16 protein-coding genes are annotated in these 12,760 nt (G+C 72.9%); 11 read left to right on the forward strand and 5 right to left on the reverse strand.

The annotated features are described in order from the left end of the window. Positions 1-7 precede the first annotated feature (7 nt). Positions 8-955 (forward strand): Lrp/AsnC family transcriptional regulator, encoded by a 948-nt coding sequence (locus tag FCN18_RS06685; protein ID WP_113641926.1) that lies wholly within the window; start codon positions 8-10, stop codon positions 953-955. An 11-nt stretch (positions 956-966) separates the two neighbouring features. On the opposite strand, the gene FCN18_RS06690 is transcribed toward FCN18_RS06685, so the two are convergent. Together FCN18_RS06690 and FCN18_RS06695 are read right to left on the reverse strand one after the other, a co-directional pair. Then, positions 967-1,725 carry a phytanoyl-CoA dioxygenase family protein gene (locus FCN18_RS06690; RefSeq protein ID WP_137093853.1) on the reverse strand — a complete coding sequence of 253 codons (759 nt, stop codon included), beginning with the start codon at positions 1,723-1,725 and terminating at the stop codon, positions 967-969. A gap of 93 nt (positions 1,726-1,818) precedes the next feature. Further along, positions 1,819-2,571 (reverse strand): TetR family transcriptional regulator, encoded by a 753-nt coding sequence (locus tag FCN18_RS06695; protein WP_228713698.1) that lies wholly within the window; start codon positions 2,569-2,571, stop codon positions 1,819-1,821. Positions 2,572-2,660: 89 nt separating this feature from the next. On the opposite strand from FCN18_RS06695, the gene FCN18_RS06700 reads away from it, so the two are divergent. Next, positions 2,661-3,137 (forward strand): hypothetical protein, encoded by a 477-nt coding sequence (locus FCN18_RS06700; protein WP_112270243.1) that lies wholly within the window; start codon positions 2,661-2,663, stop codon positions 3,135-3,137. A 13-nt stretch (positions 3,138-3,150) separates the two neighbouring features. Here the strand turns inward: FCN18_RS06700 and FCN18_RS06705 are convergent, their stop codons facing one another. Further along, positions 3,151-4,506: an MFS transporter gene (locus FCN18_RS06705; RefSeq protein WP_137093855.1), complete on the reverse strand. Its 1,356-nt coding sequence runs from the start codon at positions 4,504-4,506 to the stop codon at positions 3,151-3,153. 104 nt (positions 4,507-4,610) lie between these two features. Between FCN18_RS06705 and FCN18_RS06710 the strand changes: the two genes are divergently transcribed. Beyond that, positions 4,611-5,339, forward strand: a complete 729-nt coding sequence (locus FCN18_RS06710) for a class I SAM-dependent methyltransferase (RefSeq protein ID WP_137093858.1) — start codon at positions 4,611-4,613, stop codon at positions 5,337-5,339. Between the two features lie 44 nt (positions 5,340-5,383). Beyond that, positions 5,384-5,605 (forward strand): PLDc N-terminal domain-containing protein, encoded by a 222-nt coding sequence (locus FCN18_RS06715; RefSeq protein ID WP_112270248.1) that lies wholly within the window; start codon positions 5,384-5,386, stop codon positions 5,603-5,605. A 110-nt stretch (positions 5,606-5,715) separates the two neighbouring features. Here the strand turns inward: FCN18_RS06715 and FCN18_RS06720 are convergent, their stop codons facing one another. Further along, the gene (locus FCN18_RS06720) at positions 5,716-5,910 is read right to left on the reverse strand and encodes a hypothetical protein (RefSeq protein WP_137093861.1); all 195 of its coding nucleotides are present in this window, start codon (positions 5,908-5,910) and stop codon (positions 5,716-5,718) included. 212 nt (positions 5,911-6,122) lie between these two features. Between FCN18_RS06720 and FCN18_RS06725 the strand changes: the two genes are divergently transcribed. Together FCN18_RS06725 and FCN18_RS06730 are read left to right on the forward strand one after the other, a co-directional pair. Continuing rightward, on the forward strand, positions 6,123-6,434 hold the full coding sequence (locus FCN18_RS06725; protein ID WP_137093863.1) for a hypothetical protein: 312 nt from the start codon (positions 6,123-6,125) through the stop codon (positions 6,432-6,434). 691 nt (positions 6,435-7,125) lie between these two features. Further along, complete coding sequence (locus tag FCN18_RS06730) at positions 7,126-8,571, forward strand: DUF4389 domain-containing protein (RefSeq protein ID WP_137093865.1); 1,446 nt, start codon at positions 7,126-7,128, stop codon at positions 8,569-8,571. Positions 8,572-8,696: 125 nt separating this feature from the next. Here the strand turns inward: FCN18_RS06730 and FCN18_RS06735 are convergent, their stop codons facing one another. Then, entirely contained in the window at positions 8,697-9,530 is an 834-nt protein-coding gene (locus FCN18_RS06735) for a siderophore-interacting protein (protein WP_206077820.1), read from the reverse strand. Between the two features lie 84 nt (positions 9,531-9,614). On the opposite strand from FCN18_RS06735, the gene FCN18_RS06740 reads away from it, so the two are divergent. The 5 genes from FCN18_RS06740 to FCN18_RS06760 all read left to right on the forward strand — a co-directional run bounded on the left by FCN18_RS06740 (position 9,615) and on the right by FCN18_RS06760 (position 12,754). Beyond that, positions 9,615-9,944, forward strand: coding sequence for a hypothetical protein (locus tag FCN18_RS06740; RefSeq protein WP_137093867.1), 330 nt, complete (start codon positions 9,615-9,617; stop codon positions 9,942-9,944). Then, on the forward strand, positions 9,941-10,912 hold the full coding sequence (locus FCN18_RS06745) for a phosphotransferase enzyme family protein (RefSeq protein ID WP_137093869.1): 972 nt from the start codon (positions 9,941-9,943) through the stop codon (positions 10,910-10,912). Before FCN18_RS06740 ends, FCN18_RS06745 begins: the two co-directional genes overlap by 4 nt. A 124-nt stretch (positions 10,913-11,036) precedes the next feature. Next, complete coding sequence (locus FCN18_RS06750) at positions 11,037-11,609, forward strand: RNA polymerase sigma factor (protein ID WP_112270255.1); 573 nt, start codon at positions 11,037-11,039, stop codon at positions 11,607-11,609. Continuing rightward, a complete protein-coding gene (locus FCN18_RS06755) occupies positions 11,600-12,175 on the forward strand; it encodes an anti-sigma factor (protein WP_137093871.1) in 576 nt (191 codons plus the stop codon). Before FCN18_RS06750 ends, FCN18_RS06755 begins: the two co-directional genes overlap by 10 nt. A gap of 123 nt (positions 12,176-12,298) precedes the next feature. Then, entirely contained in the window at positions 12,299-12,754 is a 456-nt protein-coding gene (locus tag FCN18_RS06760; RefSeq protein ID WP_137093874.1) for an Asp23/Gls24 family envelope stress response protein, read from the forward strand. Positions 12,755-12,760: the final 6 nt, after the last annotated feature.

Consider the following 12,760-nt stretch of genomic DNA (forward strand, 5'->3'; position numbering starts at 1 on the left):
GGCTCGCGTGCGAGCGAACCTGGACGAGATCGACGAGCAGCTCGTGCGCGCGCTGCACCGGGACGGCAGGGCATCCTACGAGACGCTGGCGCGGCTGGTCGGCCTCGCCAGGTCGACCACGAAGGCGCGCGTGCAGCGGCTGCTCGGGGAGGGCGGGATCCGGCTGGTCGGCGCCATCCATCCCGCCGTGTTCGGGCTCAACCAGCTCGGCCACGTGATCGTCGAGACGCACGGGCCGGCGGCGCCCGTCGCCGAGCAGATCGCCGAGCTCGACGAGATCTCCTTCGTCACCACCACCGCGGGCCGGTTCGCGGTCACCGCCGAGCTGCGCACCGAGGACATGGAGGCGTTCGCGCGCGGCCTCGCGCGGGTCCAGGCCGTCCCCGCCGTGCGCGCCGTGCAGGCGATCACGTACCTGCGGATCTGGAAGGACCCGTACTTCCCGCCGGGGCCGCTGGAGAGCCCCGGTCCGCTGAGCGAGATCGAGCTCGACGCCTCCGACCACGCGCTGCTCGCCCACCTGCGGGTCGACGGGCGCGCGTCCTTCGCGGAGCTCGCGAGCGTCAGCGGACTCTCGCCGGGAGCCACCCGGGCGAGGGTGCTGCGCCTGCTGGAGTCCGGTGTGGTGCACGTCGGCGCGCTGGTCCGGCTCAACCCGCTCAGCCGGACCTACACCGTGGGGTTCGCGCTCAACGTGGTCGGCGAGACCGAGCCGGTCGCCAGGGAGGTCGCCGCGCTCGACGAGGTGGACTGCTTCGCGACCGGTGTCGGCTGGTGCAACGGTATCGGCACCATCCGGGCGGGTTCACTCGACGAGGTGCTGGCGACGCTGGAACGCCTGCGCGCACTGCCCGGCGTCCGGACCGTCGAGTCGTGGGCGCATCTGCGCGCGATCAAGGAGGAGAGCGACCGGGCGCTGCCGCTCGCGGCTGCTCCCGCGTCCGTCCACAGTTGACTCCACGAGGTTCAGCGCAGTCCGTCGAGTACCGCTTTCGCGACGGGGCTGGGGTGTGGCGTGTCGAAATCCAGCAGGCCGGTCGGAGTCAGCGGTGGCTGCGCCATGAACCGCGGCCGTGTGCCCCGGTGGGGCTGGGCCGCGTGCACCAGGAACGGGTGGCACACATAGACGTCGCCCAGCTCGCCGGTCGCGAGCGTGACCGGGCGGTGCGCCGACGCCTCGACCGCGTCGACGCACAGGGACATCCACTCGCGGCCCTCGTCGCCCGCCTTCGCCAGCAGCGGTGGGACGTCGAGGTGGGAGCCCGCCCGGATCCGGGTCGGCGCGTCGTCGGGACCGATGTTGGAGAACAGGAACAGCAGCAGCAGTGCGCGGTTGCGGGAACGCAGGTTCAGCCGCGGTTCGCCCTGTGTCCCGGCGTAACTCGCCTCCACGTGCCAGCCGTCGTCGCCGGGCTCGGCTTCGCTGGGGAAGCGCACCGGAAACGTGCCGAGCCCACCGAGCGGCACCCAGCGGTCCTCGCCGACGAGGGCGTCGAACGTCTCGTGCAGCACGGGGGTGGTGGCCGCCTCGCGGAAGGGTGGGGTCGAGAACCCGCCGAGCCGGACGACCGGTTCGCGCCACGTCGCCGGGTCGCCGGGGGAGCAGCCCGTGGCCTGCCACAACTCATCGACGCACCGCTTCCCGACGCCGCGGGGGAACGCCCCCGGCAGCTTGACGAAGCCCTCGGTCACGAACCGGTCGATCTGCTCAGCACTCAGGCCCACGCGGTCATCCTGGTGTGCGGCACCCGGCGGGGGCCACCGGTTTTCACCGTGGCGATGCCGTGTGGACGGTCCCTGTAACGACACGTAGTGCCATTACTGAGGGTGTCCGCCCGCGGGCCGCAGGGACGCGCTGATCTGCTGGACGACCTCCGCCAGTGACGCGGAGCTGCGCAGCACCGCCACCACGGTCTCGTCGTCGCCGGTCTCGCGCCGGGGCTGCTCCGTGGAGAAGGCGTCGACCACCAGCTGGAAAGCCTTGCGCGCCATGGCATGCGCGTCCTCGGTGCCGCCGCTGCGCAACCACCGGCGCAGCACGTGGTTGTGCGCGGCGGCGACGGCCGCGGCGGCCACGGACGCCCGGAGATCCGCGAGTGGTTGCCCGTCGGTCTCGAACCGCGCGCGCAGGTACCGCGCGAGCACGCGCTGGTAGCGGTCGACGCTGGCGACCTCCCTGTCCCGCAAGGGGGCCACGGTGTGGGTCAGCGTGTAGCGCTTGACCGAGACGTCGGGGTCGGACAGGTACGAGTCGAGCACGAGGGTGACGCCCGCGCAGGCCACCTCGATGGGGTTCTGCCGGTCGTCGGCCTCGGCGAAGAGGCGCTCGATGTCGCGCAGAACCTCGTCGTGGCTGGGAAAGATGGCGTCTTCCTTGGAGCGGAAGTACCGGAAGAAGGTCCGCCGTCCCACGCCGGCGGCCGCCGCGATGTCGTCCACGGTCGTTTGTTCGTAGCCGCTCTCGAGGAACAGGTCGATCGCCGCCACGGTGAGCGTGCGCCGCAGGAGCCTGCGACCCTCCGTGGTCCGGCCGACCCGGCGGCGGCCCGTCTGCTGAGGTTCCACCGACACGCGCCGAACTTACCAGGACCCATTGCTAATGGCACGGAGTGCCGTTAGCATCGACACATACCCGAGGTGCCGTGGAGACGAGGAGCGCCATGGAGCTGCAGCGAGACCTGGTAACGAGGCCGGCGTTTCCGGACTACCGTGGCGTGTTCGGCTGGCCCGTGCGGTGGGAGGCGACCGGCCCGCATCTGGTGATCGGGTCGGGAATCGGCGCCGTGGCCATGCCGAAGGCGCAGTCGGAGGCCGTGCTGGCCGGGCTCGCCAGGCAGGACTGCCTCGGTCCCGTGCTGGCGATACCCACCAAGCGCGAGATGATGAGCGTCCTGCTGGTGGAGGCCGAGCTGCCCGCCTGGGGTGACGCGCCGCCGCCCGAACAGGTCAGGGTGCTGCCCGCGGGCACCACGGTGCCGCTGCCCGACTGGCGCAGGCCCGAGATCCACGCCAGGTGGATCGTCGAGCCCGACGCCCATCGCCGCTGGTTGCCGAGCCTCGGCGCCGTGCTGGCCACCATCCGCTCGTCGACGCCCGGCGCGCTGTTCCGGACGCTGGTGCCCGGCGGCGCCCGCTGAGACCTCGGGGCGCCTACGTGGGCACGTCGGCGTTGTCCTGGTGGTCCGAGGCGGCCCGCAGCTCGGCGCCCCTGGTCTCCTTGACGGCGGAGACCGCGGCGAACGAGACCACGCACAGCACCATGATGTAGACGCCCACCGAGCCCGACCAGCCGGTCCGCTGCATGAGCAGCTCGGCGATCATCGGGGCGAAGGCGCCGCCGAGGATGGTGCCCAGCGCGTAGCCGATGGAGACGCCGGAGTACCGGACGGCCGCGGGGAACATCTCCGCGTACATCGCCGACATCGGCCCGTAGGACAGGCCGAGCCCGATGGTCAGCACGAAGATCGCGGCGCCGAAGAGCCAGATGTTGCGCGTGTCGATCAGCAGGAACAGCGGGATCATCCACACGAACACCAGTCCGTAGCCGAGCTGGAACGTGCGCACCCGGCCGAGCCGGTCGGAGAGCGCGCCGCCGTACACGGTCGCCGAGAGCCAGCCCAGCGAGCCGATGACGATCGCGAGGAGCACCGACGACCTCGGCAGCTCGAGAGTCGCGACGCCGTAGTTGAGGAAGTAGGCGATCACGAGGTACCCGGCGGCGTTGTTCGCGACGAAGATCAGCGCGCTGAGGACGATCTGCCTGGTGTTGCCGCGGAAGACGTCGCGCAGCGGCGCGGCGGACTGCTTCTTCTTCGCCAGCATCTCCCGGAAGACGGGGCTTTCCTCGACGGCCCTCCGGATGACGTAGCCGATGCCGATCAGCACCACGGAGAAGAGGAACGGGACGCGCCAGCCCCAGCTCTCGAACTGCTCCGGCGTGGTGACGGTGGTGGTGATCCACAGGACGCCGGTGGCGAGGATGAGCCCCAGCGGCACGCCGGCCTGCGGGTAGGAGCCGAACAGCCCGCGCCGGTGGAGGGGCGCGTGCTCGACCGACATCAGTGCCGCGCCGCCCCATTCGCCGCCTGCCGAGAAACCCTGCAGGATGCGCAGCAGCATCAGCACGATCGGAGCGGCCAGCCCGATGTCGGCATACGTGGGCAGCGCACCGATCAACGCGGTCGCGGCGCCCATGAGCACGAGCGTGAGCACGAGCATCTTCTTGCGGCCGAGGCGGTCGCCGTAGCGGCCGGCCACGACGGCTCCGAGTGGACGGAAGAGGAAGCTGATGCCGATCGTCGCCAGCGAGATGACCGTGGCCAGTCCTGGTGCGTGCTCGCCGACGGGAGCGAAGAAGAGCGGCGCCAGTACGAGGCTCGCGGCCTGCGCGTAGATGAAGAAGTCGTACCACTCGATGGTGGTCCCGGCGAGGGTGCTCACGAGCACCCTGCGCTCCTCGGTCGATCTGCGTTGCCGGCGCGCGGCCGCGGCCTTCTCGGTGGGCATTGGAACTCCGTTGTTCGAGCGGGGATCGGGGAGGTCGCCCTAAACGACCGAATGGACGGTAATTAATACGCTCCCCGAAGGCAAGGCCGAGATAGGGTCGCCGGGTGCCCGACCCGATCTTCGCCCACCGCCGCCTCGCGCCCGTCTACGACGCTTTCGAGGGGGACCGCGACGACCTTTCGGCCTACCTCGCCGTCGCCGACGAGCTGGGCGCGCGCCGGGTCGTCGACGTGGGCTGCGGGACGGGCTCCCTGGCGACGCTGCTCGCCGACAGCGGCCGCACCGTGGTCGGGGCCGACCCGGCCGGCGCGTCGCTCGAGATCGCGAGGGAGAAGGACCCCGCCGGGAAGATCACCTGGATCCACGGCGACGCGACCACGCTGCCCGCACTCGGCGCCGACCTCGCCGTGCTGACCGGCAACGTGGCGCAGGTGTTCCTCACCGACGAGGCCTGGTCGAAGACCCTGCGGGGCGTCCACGCCGCCCTGCGTCCGCGCGGCCACCTCGTGTTCGAGACCAGGCGTCCCGAACGGCGGGCGTGGGAGGACTGGGCCGCCGACACCAGGGTGGTCACCGTGGACGTCCCCGGGATCGGCCGGGTGCGGCGGTGGCTGGAGGTCACCGACGTGAGCCCGCCGCTCGTCTCCTTCCGCCACGTCTACCGGTTCCTCTCCGACGGCGCCGTGCTCACCTCCGACTCCACCATCCGGTTCCGCGACCGGGCCGAGGTCGAGGCGAGCCTGGCCGCCGAGGGATTCCGGGTGCTCGACGTGCGCGGGGCGCCGGACCGTCCCGGTCGCGAGTTCGTCTTCCTCGCGCAGCGCACGGGGTGAGACCGCCAGGGCGACGGGGACGCCGGGCGGGCATACTGCCTCCCATGGAGCGGAGGAAGCGGCGTGGCTGGAGGGAACTCTCCCCTGGGGAGCGGATGGTGATCGGCTCCGGCGCGGTGGTCCAGTTCGCGCTCGCGGGCTACGCGTGGGCCGATCTCGCCAGGAGGCCGGAGGCCTCGGTGCGGGGTCCGAAACGGGTCTGGGGCCTCGTCATCGGGATCAACTTCATCGGCCCCGCCGCCTACCTGTGTTTCGGCAGGCGCTGAACGCGGTCAGCGCGCGATGGGGATCGCCACCTCGATCCGGTACGTGGCCGCGGCGCGCTCGCCGAGGTAGAACTCGATCGGCGGCCCGCCGCGGCGGTAGCCGTGCTCGGTCATCCAGTGTTCGAACGCCGGTACGCCTCGCCGACGCGGTCGAAGGCGCCCTCGTGGACGGTGCTCGCCCACGTCGTGGCGGGCAGTTCCAGCACCCGCGCGCCGCCGGAGTGGCCCGTCCCGGGCAAGCCGGGCACGGGCACGTGGATCTCCAGGTCGAGCTCGCTGGCCGGGAAGTCGCCGAGGTAGCGCACCTCGGGTGGCCGATGACCTCGCCCAGCCGCCCGGGCGCGGCCTTCTGCCGCAGCGCGAGCACCGTCCGGTTCGGGGTCTCGCGCACGCGCACGGGACGTTCCATGCACGCCAGTCTTGGGGCGGCGACCCGCTGCCGGTCCGGGCTAAGGTCAGCGACAATAGGGACCAAGGGCCCTGTGCCGGACGCCCGTCGGCGGGGATCGTCGCGTTTGTGACGACATCTCTGCCGGGGCGGCCCGCGCCGACGGTTCACGTCGAGGCCGCCTCGGGCGTCGACCCGGCGTTCCTGGACTACGCGCTCGAGCGGACCCGTGCGCTCTGCGCCCGCTATCCGATCGACTCGCTGAACGTGCGGATGTCCCGCACCCGGCATCCGGCCATGCCCGCGGCGGTCCGCACCGACGCGACGGCCGTCTGGCACGGCCGCACGGTGCGCACCCGCGCGGTCGGCCGGTGCGCGCGCAGCGCCGTGGAGGCCGCGGTCGAGGGACTCGACGACGGCTTGCGCACGGCCCAGCGCTGACGCCGGGACCCGTCAGTCACCTCCGGAGTGGCGGCCGGACGAGTCCACCGGCCCGAGCCCGCCTCGCCGAGGCAGCCGGGAGCAGGGTGGTCGTGGTCGGCGAACCACGCGAGGCAGCGCCGACCTGCCCGGCCGCCCGTCGCCTGGTGGGCGACCGGTCGGCGACGTGATGACCGTGCCCGCCGTGGCGGCTGGCGCGCGCGAAAACGTCGGGGAAGTCGTGGACGTGGTGAGCGACATGCTCGACAGGGGGCCGCGCAGCCTGCCGGTCGTGGTGGGAACAAGGTGGTCGGCATCGAGAGCCGTCGCGACCTCGCCCGGATGCTCGCGCGCAGCGACGAGGCGCTCGCGCGCGACGTCCAGCACCGGCTCGCGACCTTCGGCGGCCCCGGCAGGTGGACCGTCGCGGTGCACGCGGGCGAGGTGACGATCACCGACCGGTTCGACAGCGAGACCGACCGCCAGGCCGAAGTGCTGGCGGTGGGCGTTCCCGGAGTGCTCAGGTCTCCTGCGTCGGCGCGTCGGCCTGAGCGCGCGTTCGCCACGGCGTCGCCCCGCCCTGCCGGGCTCGCGTGGGGTCCGGCAGGGCCGGAAGCCACCCACCCCAGGGGACCTTCGCTCCTGTCCGGCGGCGGGGTCCGTGGCGCACCGTCAGGGCAGAAGCGCGAGCAAGGTGAGGAGGTGCTTCGGCATGACGAACGCGAATCCCTATCCCGTCCGGGTCGAAGCGGAGCTGGACCCCGGTCTGTCCCGCTGGTTGTGGCTGGTGAAGTGGCTGCTGGCGATCCCGCACTACCTGGTGCTTTCGGTGCTGTGGCTCGCGTTCGGCGTGCTGACGGTGGTGGCGTTCTTCGCGATCCTCGTCACCGGCCGCTATCCGCGCGGCATCTTCGACTTCAACGTCGGCGTCCTGCGGTGGACGTGGCGCGTGCACTACTACGCCTACGCCGGACTGGGCACCGACCGGTACCCGCCCTTCACCCTGGCCGAGGTGCCGGACTACCCGGCGCACCTGGACGTCGACTATCCCGTGCGGCTGTCCCGCGGCCTGGTGCTGGTGAAGTGGTGGCTGCTGGCCATACCGCACTACATCGTCGTGGGGCTGTTCGCGGGCGGCGGGTTGTGGTTCCTGTGGTGGCCGGGCGACAGCGACGACACCACCTGGGCAGGCGGCGGCCTGATCGGGATCCTGGTGCTGGTGGCCGGGTTTGTGCTGCTGTTCACCGGCTCCTACCCGCGACCGGTGTACGACTTCGTGCTTGGCATGGACCGGTGGGTGGTGCGGGTCGCGGCCTACGCCGGGCTCATGACCGACGAGTACCCGCCCTTCCGGCTCGACCTCGGTGGCGGCGAGCCGTCGAGGCAGCCCGAGGGTCCGCTTCCGGCGCCGCGCTCCGGCGCCACGTCGGCCCGGCCGGGCGGCTGGACGCCGGGCCGGATCACGGCCGTGGTGGTCGGAGCCGTGCTCGCTCTCGTGGCGATGGGACCGATCACCGGGGGCGTCGCCATGCTGTGGGCCGACCGGAGCCAGCGCGACGCGGATGGCTTCCTCACGGCGTCGGGCACGTTCGACACCGGCACCTACGCACTCGCGACCGAGGCGGCCCGGTTCGCCGGCGCGCCCGAGTGGGTCGGGGCCGCCCTCGGCGATGTGCGAGTCCGGGCGGCCTCGACCGATCCGAGTGAGGCCCTTTTCGTCGGCATCGCGCCGTCGGACGAGGCGGCCAGGTACCTCGCGGGCACCGAGTACGCGACGGTGCGGGACGTCGACGACGACGGCTCCGCGGCGATGACCGTCCACAGTGGAGGCGCGCCGGCCACGCCGCCCGCCACGGCCGGGATCTGGACGGCGCAGTCGAGCGGCACCGGAACCCGGACCGTGCGCACCCCTGTGGACGTGGGCGACTGGACGGTCGTCGTGCTCAACGCCGATCGCGGCCGCGGCGTGAGCGTGCGCGCGCAGGCCGGGGCGACCGTGCCCGCGCTGCCGTGGGTCGGCGGTGGGGCCCTCGTGCTCGGCGTGCTCCTCCTGGGCGCAGGCGGCCTCCTGATCGGCAGGGCCGCGCATCTTGCGGCCGAGCACCCGCGAGGCAGCAAACCACCCACCGGCGAGCCTGCGCGCGCCCCGCACGGATAACCCGACCGCGGTGAAGGCCACCATCACTGCGCCCACCCGTCTCCCTGCCACCCGAACGGAGACGCTGTGCGCCACTGAGTTCGCCTCCACGCAGGCATGGTCGCCTTCACCGGGCGGTGGAGCGCTCAGTGGGCTTTGGCCGCGCGCCAGTAGCCGCAGAACATGATGTCCTCCTTGGGCACGCCGGCGCGGATCCAGTGGCGGCGCAGGGTGCTGGGCAGCGTCTGCTCCCCGACCACCCAGCCGTAGAAGCGCTCACCCGGCAGCTCCATCGCGGTGGCGGCCTCGAGCGCGGCCTGGCCGGGCCTCGCGGCGTGGCCGGTGCGCACGACCCAGTGGAGCTCGACGCCCTGCGGCGCCTCGAGTTTCTGGCGGTCGTCCTCGCCGGGCACCTCGATGACCGCCTCGCCTGCCAGGTCGGCGGGCAGCGCGGCGAGGATGCCGGCGACGGCGGGCAGGCCGGTCTCGTCGGCGACCAGCCGGACCCGGCGCAGCGCCGGGTCCGGGTTGAACCCGATGCCCTCGTCGAGAATGGCCACCGGGTCGCCGGGCCGGCAGGTCTGTGCCCAGGTGGCGGCGGGGCCCGCGGTCCCGTCGCCCGGCGTGCCGTGCAGCACGAAGTCGACGTCCAGCTCTGGTCCGGCGGGGCCGTCGGGCCGGTACGCGCGCACGGTGTAGTTGCGCAGCACCGGGCGCTCGGTCCTGGAGATGGTGAGGTACCTCGCGTACGCGAGCGTGTTGAGCTTGTTGGGCAGGCGCGCCAGCGAGTTCTCGGCGACCGGAAGGAAGAGCCGGAACCACTGGTCGAAGCCCATCGGCGTGAACCGCTCGATGTCGCGCCCTCCCAGGGTGACCCTGGCGAAGTGCTCGGAGATCCGTTCGCGCCGCAGCACCTCGAGGGTGAGCAGTCCCGTGGTCGCCGGCTTGACCCTGGTGGACGACAGGTTCGTACGCGCCATCACGCCTCCTGCTTAGGTTAGGCTCAACTTACCCCATTGCGTGTCTGTGGCACAGTAGCCTGTGTCGCGGCCGGAGGGAGTGTGGTGACGCGAACGAGACCCGCCGGGCAGTGGCGCGCAGCGCTGCTCGACGCGGCGGACACACTGGTGCGGCGCGACGGTGCCGGGACGCCGCACGCCTTGCGCGAGCGGTTCGTGCCGCGGCGGGGCCTGGAACGCGACGCGCCCGACGCCGCGTCGGCGCGCTGGCGGACCCGGTCGCCGAGCTGGACCCGCCCGCCCGTGACTGGGGTCAACCGGTGCTCGGCCGGCAGGCACGGTGTCACCGAACAGCTCGTGCACCGGCAGGACGGCGAGCGGCGTGTACTCGGCGGGCTCGCCCGCCGGTGCCGTGCGCCGGGTCCCGCCTCGTGACCCCGGAGCGCCTGCGCGCGCGGCTCGCCGAGCTGTACGGTCTGCGCGTCGCCGAGGTGGAACCGGTGGACCGGGGAGCGGACAACACCGCCCGGCTGTACCGGGTCACCGATGCCGACGGTCGCGCGTTCGCCGTGAAGTCGACCGCGGGCGGTTCCCCGGCCGGACTGGTCGTCCCCGCCGCGCTCGGCGCACGGTACGCACCACAGCCACGGCGCACCCGCGGGGGTGAGCTGTGGGCCGACGCCGACGGCCTGCGACTGTCGGTTGTGGACTGGGTCGACGGTGCCACCGCGCTGGAGTCCGGAATGGACCGTGCGCGGTGGAACGCCTACGGGAGGCTGATCGCGGCACTGCACGCCGTGCCGGTGGACGGTGCCCTGCGCCGCTGGGTGCCGGAAGAGACCTTCGACCCGCGGCGGTGGGCCGCCCTCTTCGACCGCGTCGACGCCGAGCTCGAAGGGCGCCCTCGGGACGCGCACGGGGAACGCCTCGCGCAGCTGTGGCTGGCTCACCGGGACGCGCTGCGCGCGGTGCGCGAGCGGACGGTCCGCCTCGGCGCGGAGCTGCGGAAGCGCACCGGGCTGCCCTTGGCGGTGCCGTGCCACGCCGATCCGCACCTGGGAAACCTCATCGTCACCAGCGCGGGCGACGTCGTGTTGATCGACTTCGACGACGCCGTCCTCGCCCCGCCCGAGCGTGACCTCATGTTCGTGCTCGGGGGAGGCGTGATCGCGGCGGCGTCGGTCACCGCCGAGCAGCAGGGCTGGTTCGCCGAGGGCTACGGGTACCACGAGCCGGACCCGGGGCTGCTGGCCTACTACCGCGGCGTGCGCGTGCTGGAGGACGTCGCCGAGCCTGCGCGGCTCGTGCTCGACCCGCGCAGCACACCGGGCGAGCGGGAGACCGGCCTCGGCTACGTCGCCGACGTGCTCTCCCCGCTCGGCCTGCTCGGACAGGCGCGGTAGCGCACCTCACACCTATGCTGGCGCCGGTGTGCGTGACGTCTCGCCCGGGAGGGTGTCTGAACCTGCGACGGCGGGTGAGGCACGAGGGAGGCACGATGAGGTCGGGACGGGGACCGGCCGGCCGATGAGGGCCGGGACCGGGGTGCCGGGCGCCGTGGCGGCGCTCGACGACGAGGCGCTGGTGGCGCGCGCCCGCGGCGGTGACATGCGCGCCTACGAGCAGCTCGTGCGCCGGTACCAGGGGCCGATGTACCGGCTCGCGCTGCGGATGCTGGCCGGTTCGGGCGAGGCCGAGGACGTGGTGCAGGAGGTGTTCCTGACGGCGTGGCGGCGGCTCGGCCAGTTGCACGAGGACACCGCCTTCGTCGGGTGGTTGTACCGTTCCACCACGAACCGTTGCCTCAACGTGCTGCGGTCGCGCCGTCCGGTGGCCGACGTGGACCCGGACACCACCGCGACACGGCGGGTGGAGGCCCAGCCGGAGCCGGCGGCCGAGCTCAACGACCAGGTGGCGGCTTTGCTGGAGGCGTTGGAGCGGTTGACTCCCGAGCAGCGGGCCTGCTGGCTACTGCGGGAGGTCCACGGGCGGTCCTACGAGGAGATCGCCCAGATCGTGCGTGGTACGACGGCCGCGGTGCGGGGCCGGATCGCCCGCGCCCGGGCCCAGCTCGCGGAGGTGATGCGGCCATGGCGCTGAACCAGCCAGAGGCGGACTACGACCTGCCGTGTGGCCGGTCGCTCGCCGGGCTGTGGGACAGGCTGGACGCCGTCGAGCGGGGCCGGGCCGATGAGCACGAGCTGACCTGCCCGCACTGCTCGACGGCGCTACGGGGACTCGGTGACCTGCGTGCCGCCACCGGCGAGCTGAGGGCCGAACGGCCGCGGCCCTCGCGCGACCTGACCGAGCGGATCATGGCCGCGGTGCGGGCTGAACCGAGGACGCCCCCCGCGATGCTGCCGCTGGACGCCGGGCGGCCTGGCCGCACCGAGGTGAGCGATCGGGCCGTCGCCGCCGTCGTGCGCTTCGCCGTCGACGCGATCGACGGGGTGCGCGCGCGCCGGTGTCTCCTGCGCGCCATGGGCGTGGACGAGGATGGCACGACCGTCGTGGAAGGACGGTTGACGGTGACCGTGACGTACGGGGCCGACCTTTCGGAGCTGCTGGCCGTGGTGCGGCACCGGGCGGCGGCCGCGTGCACGGCCAGCGTCGGGGTGCGGCTTTCCGTGCTGGACATCGATGTGGCCGATGTCGACGACAGATGACACCTGATCGGGTGATCGTCGCGACATCGCCGCGATCAGCCGTGACGTTTCGGTGCCGCCCGTGTCGTGATGGGTGACGGGGTGCCAGACCCCGGTTCGTCCCAGGCACGAGGAGTCAGCACGATGACGAGCACCGCACCGGCGGCCACTGTGGACAGACGGGCCGCGTGGCCTGTCACGGGCCTGCTCGTGACCGGCCAGGGCGCCACGACCATCGCCACCACCGTGGTCCGCCGGACAGCCGGAACGGCCGCGCGCGAGGTGTCCGGTGTCCATGGCCTCGGCAGTGGTGCGACCAGGGCGCTCGCAGCGCTGCGGGACCGCGTTCCCGGCGCGAGCGCGAGCGCGGGACAGGGCGTGTCGGTGGGGGTCGGCGAGAAGCGGGCGGCGATCGACACGCGCGTCGTGCTCGACCACGGCGTGCCGATTCCCGCGGTGGCGCGGGCCGGCCGCGCGAACCCCATCGCCGCCGTCGAGGACCTGACCGGACTCGAGGCGGTCGAGGCCGGCATCGCTGTCGAGCACGTCCACATGCCGGGTGACAACGGAGAGCGCGCGGCCTTGAGCCGTGTGCGGTGACCAGAG

This window comes from Prauserella endophytica (genome assembly GCF_005146945.1).
Lineage (GTDB): Bacteria > Actinomycetota > Actinomycetes > Mycobacteriales > Pseudonocardiaceae > Prauserella_A > Prauserella_A endophytica.

Excerpts from the sequence above, each read along its gene's own strand:
- FCN18_RS06700 (WP_112270243.1), top strand. The coding sequence starts at position 2,661 with ATGGAGCTGCAGCGAGACCTGGTAACGAGGCCGGCGTTTCCGGACTAC.
- FCN18_RS06705 (WP_137093855.1), bottom strand. The coding sequence starts at position 4,506 with ATGCCCACCGAGAAGGCCGCGGCCGCGCGCCGGCAACGCAGATCGACC.
- FCN18_RS06715 (WP_112270248.1), top strand. The coding sequence starts at position 5,384 with ATGGAGCGGAGGAAGCGGCGTGGCTGGAGGGAACTCTCCCCTGGGGAG.
- FCN18_RS06730 (WP_137093865.1), top strand. The coding sequence starts at position 7,126 with ATGACGAACGCGAATCCCTATCCCGTCCGGGTCGAAGCGGAGCTGGAC.
- FCN18_RS06735 (WP_206077820.1), bottom strand. The coding sequence starts at position 9,530 with ATGGCGCGTACGAACCTGTCGTCCACCAGGGTCAAGCCGGCGACCACG.
- FCN18_RS06750 (WP_112270255.1), top strand. The coding sequence starts at position 11,037 with ATGAGGGCCGGGACCGGGGTGCCGGGCGCCGTGGCGGCGCTCGACGAC.
- FCN18_RS06755 (WP_137093871.1), top strand. The coding sequence starts at position 11,600 with ATGGCGCTGAACCAGCCAGAGGCGGACTACGACCTGCCGTGTGGCCGG.
- FCN18_RS06760 (WP_137093874.1), top strand. The coding sequence starts at position 12,299 with ATGACGAGCACCGCACCGGCGGCCACTGTGGACAGACGGGCCGCGTGG.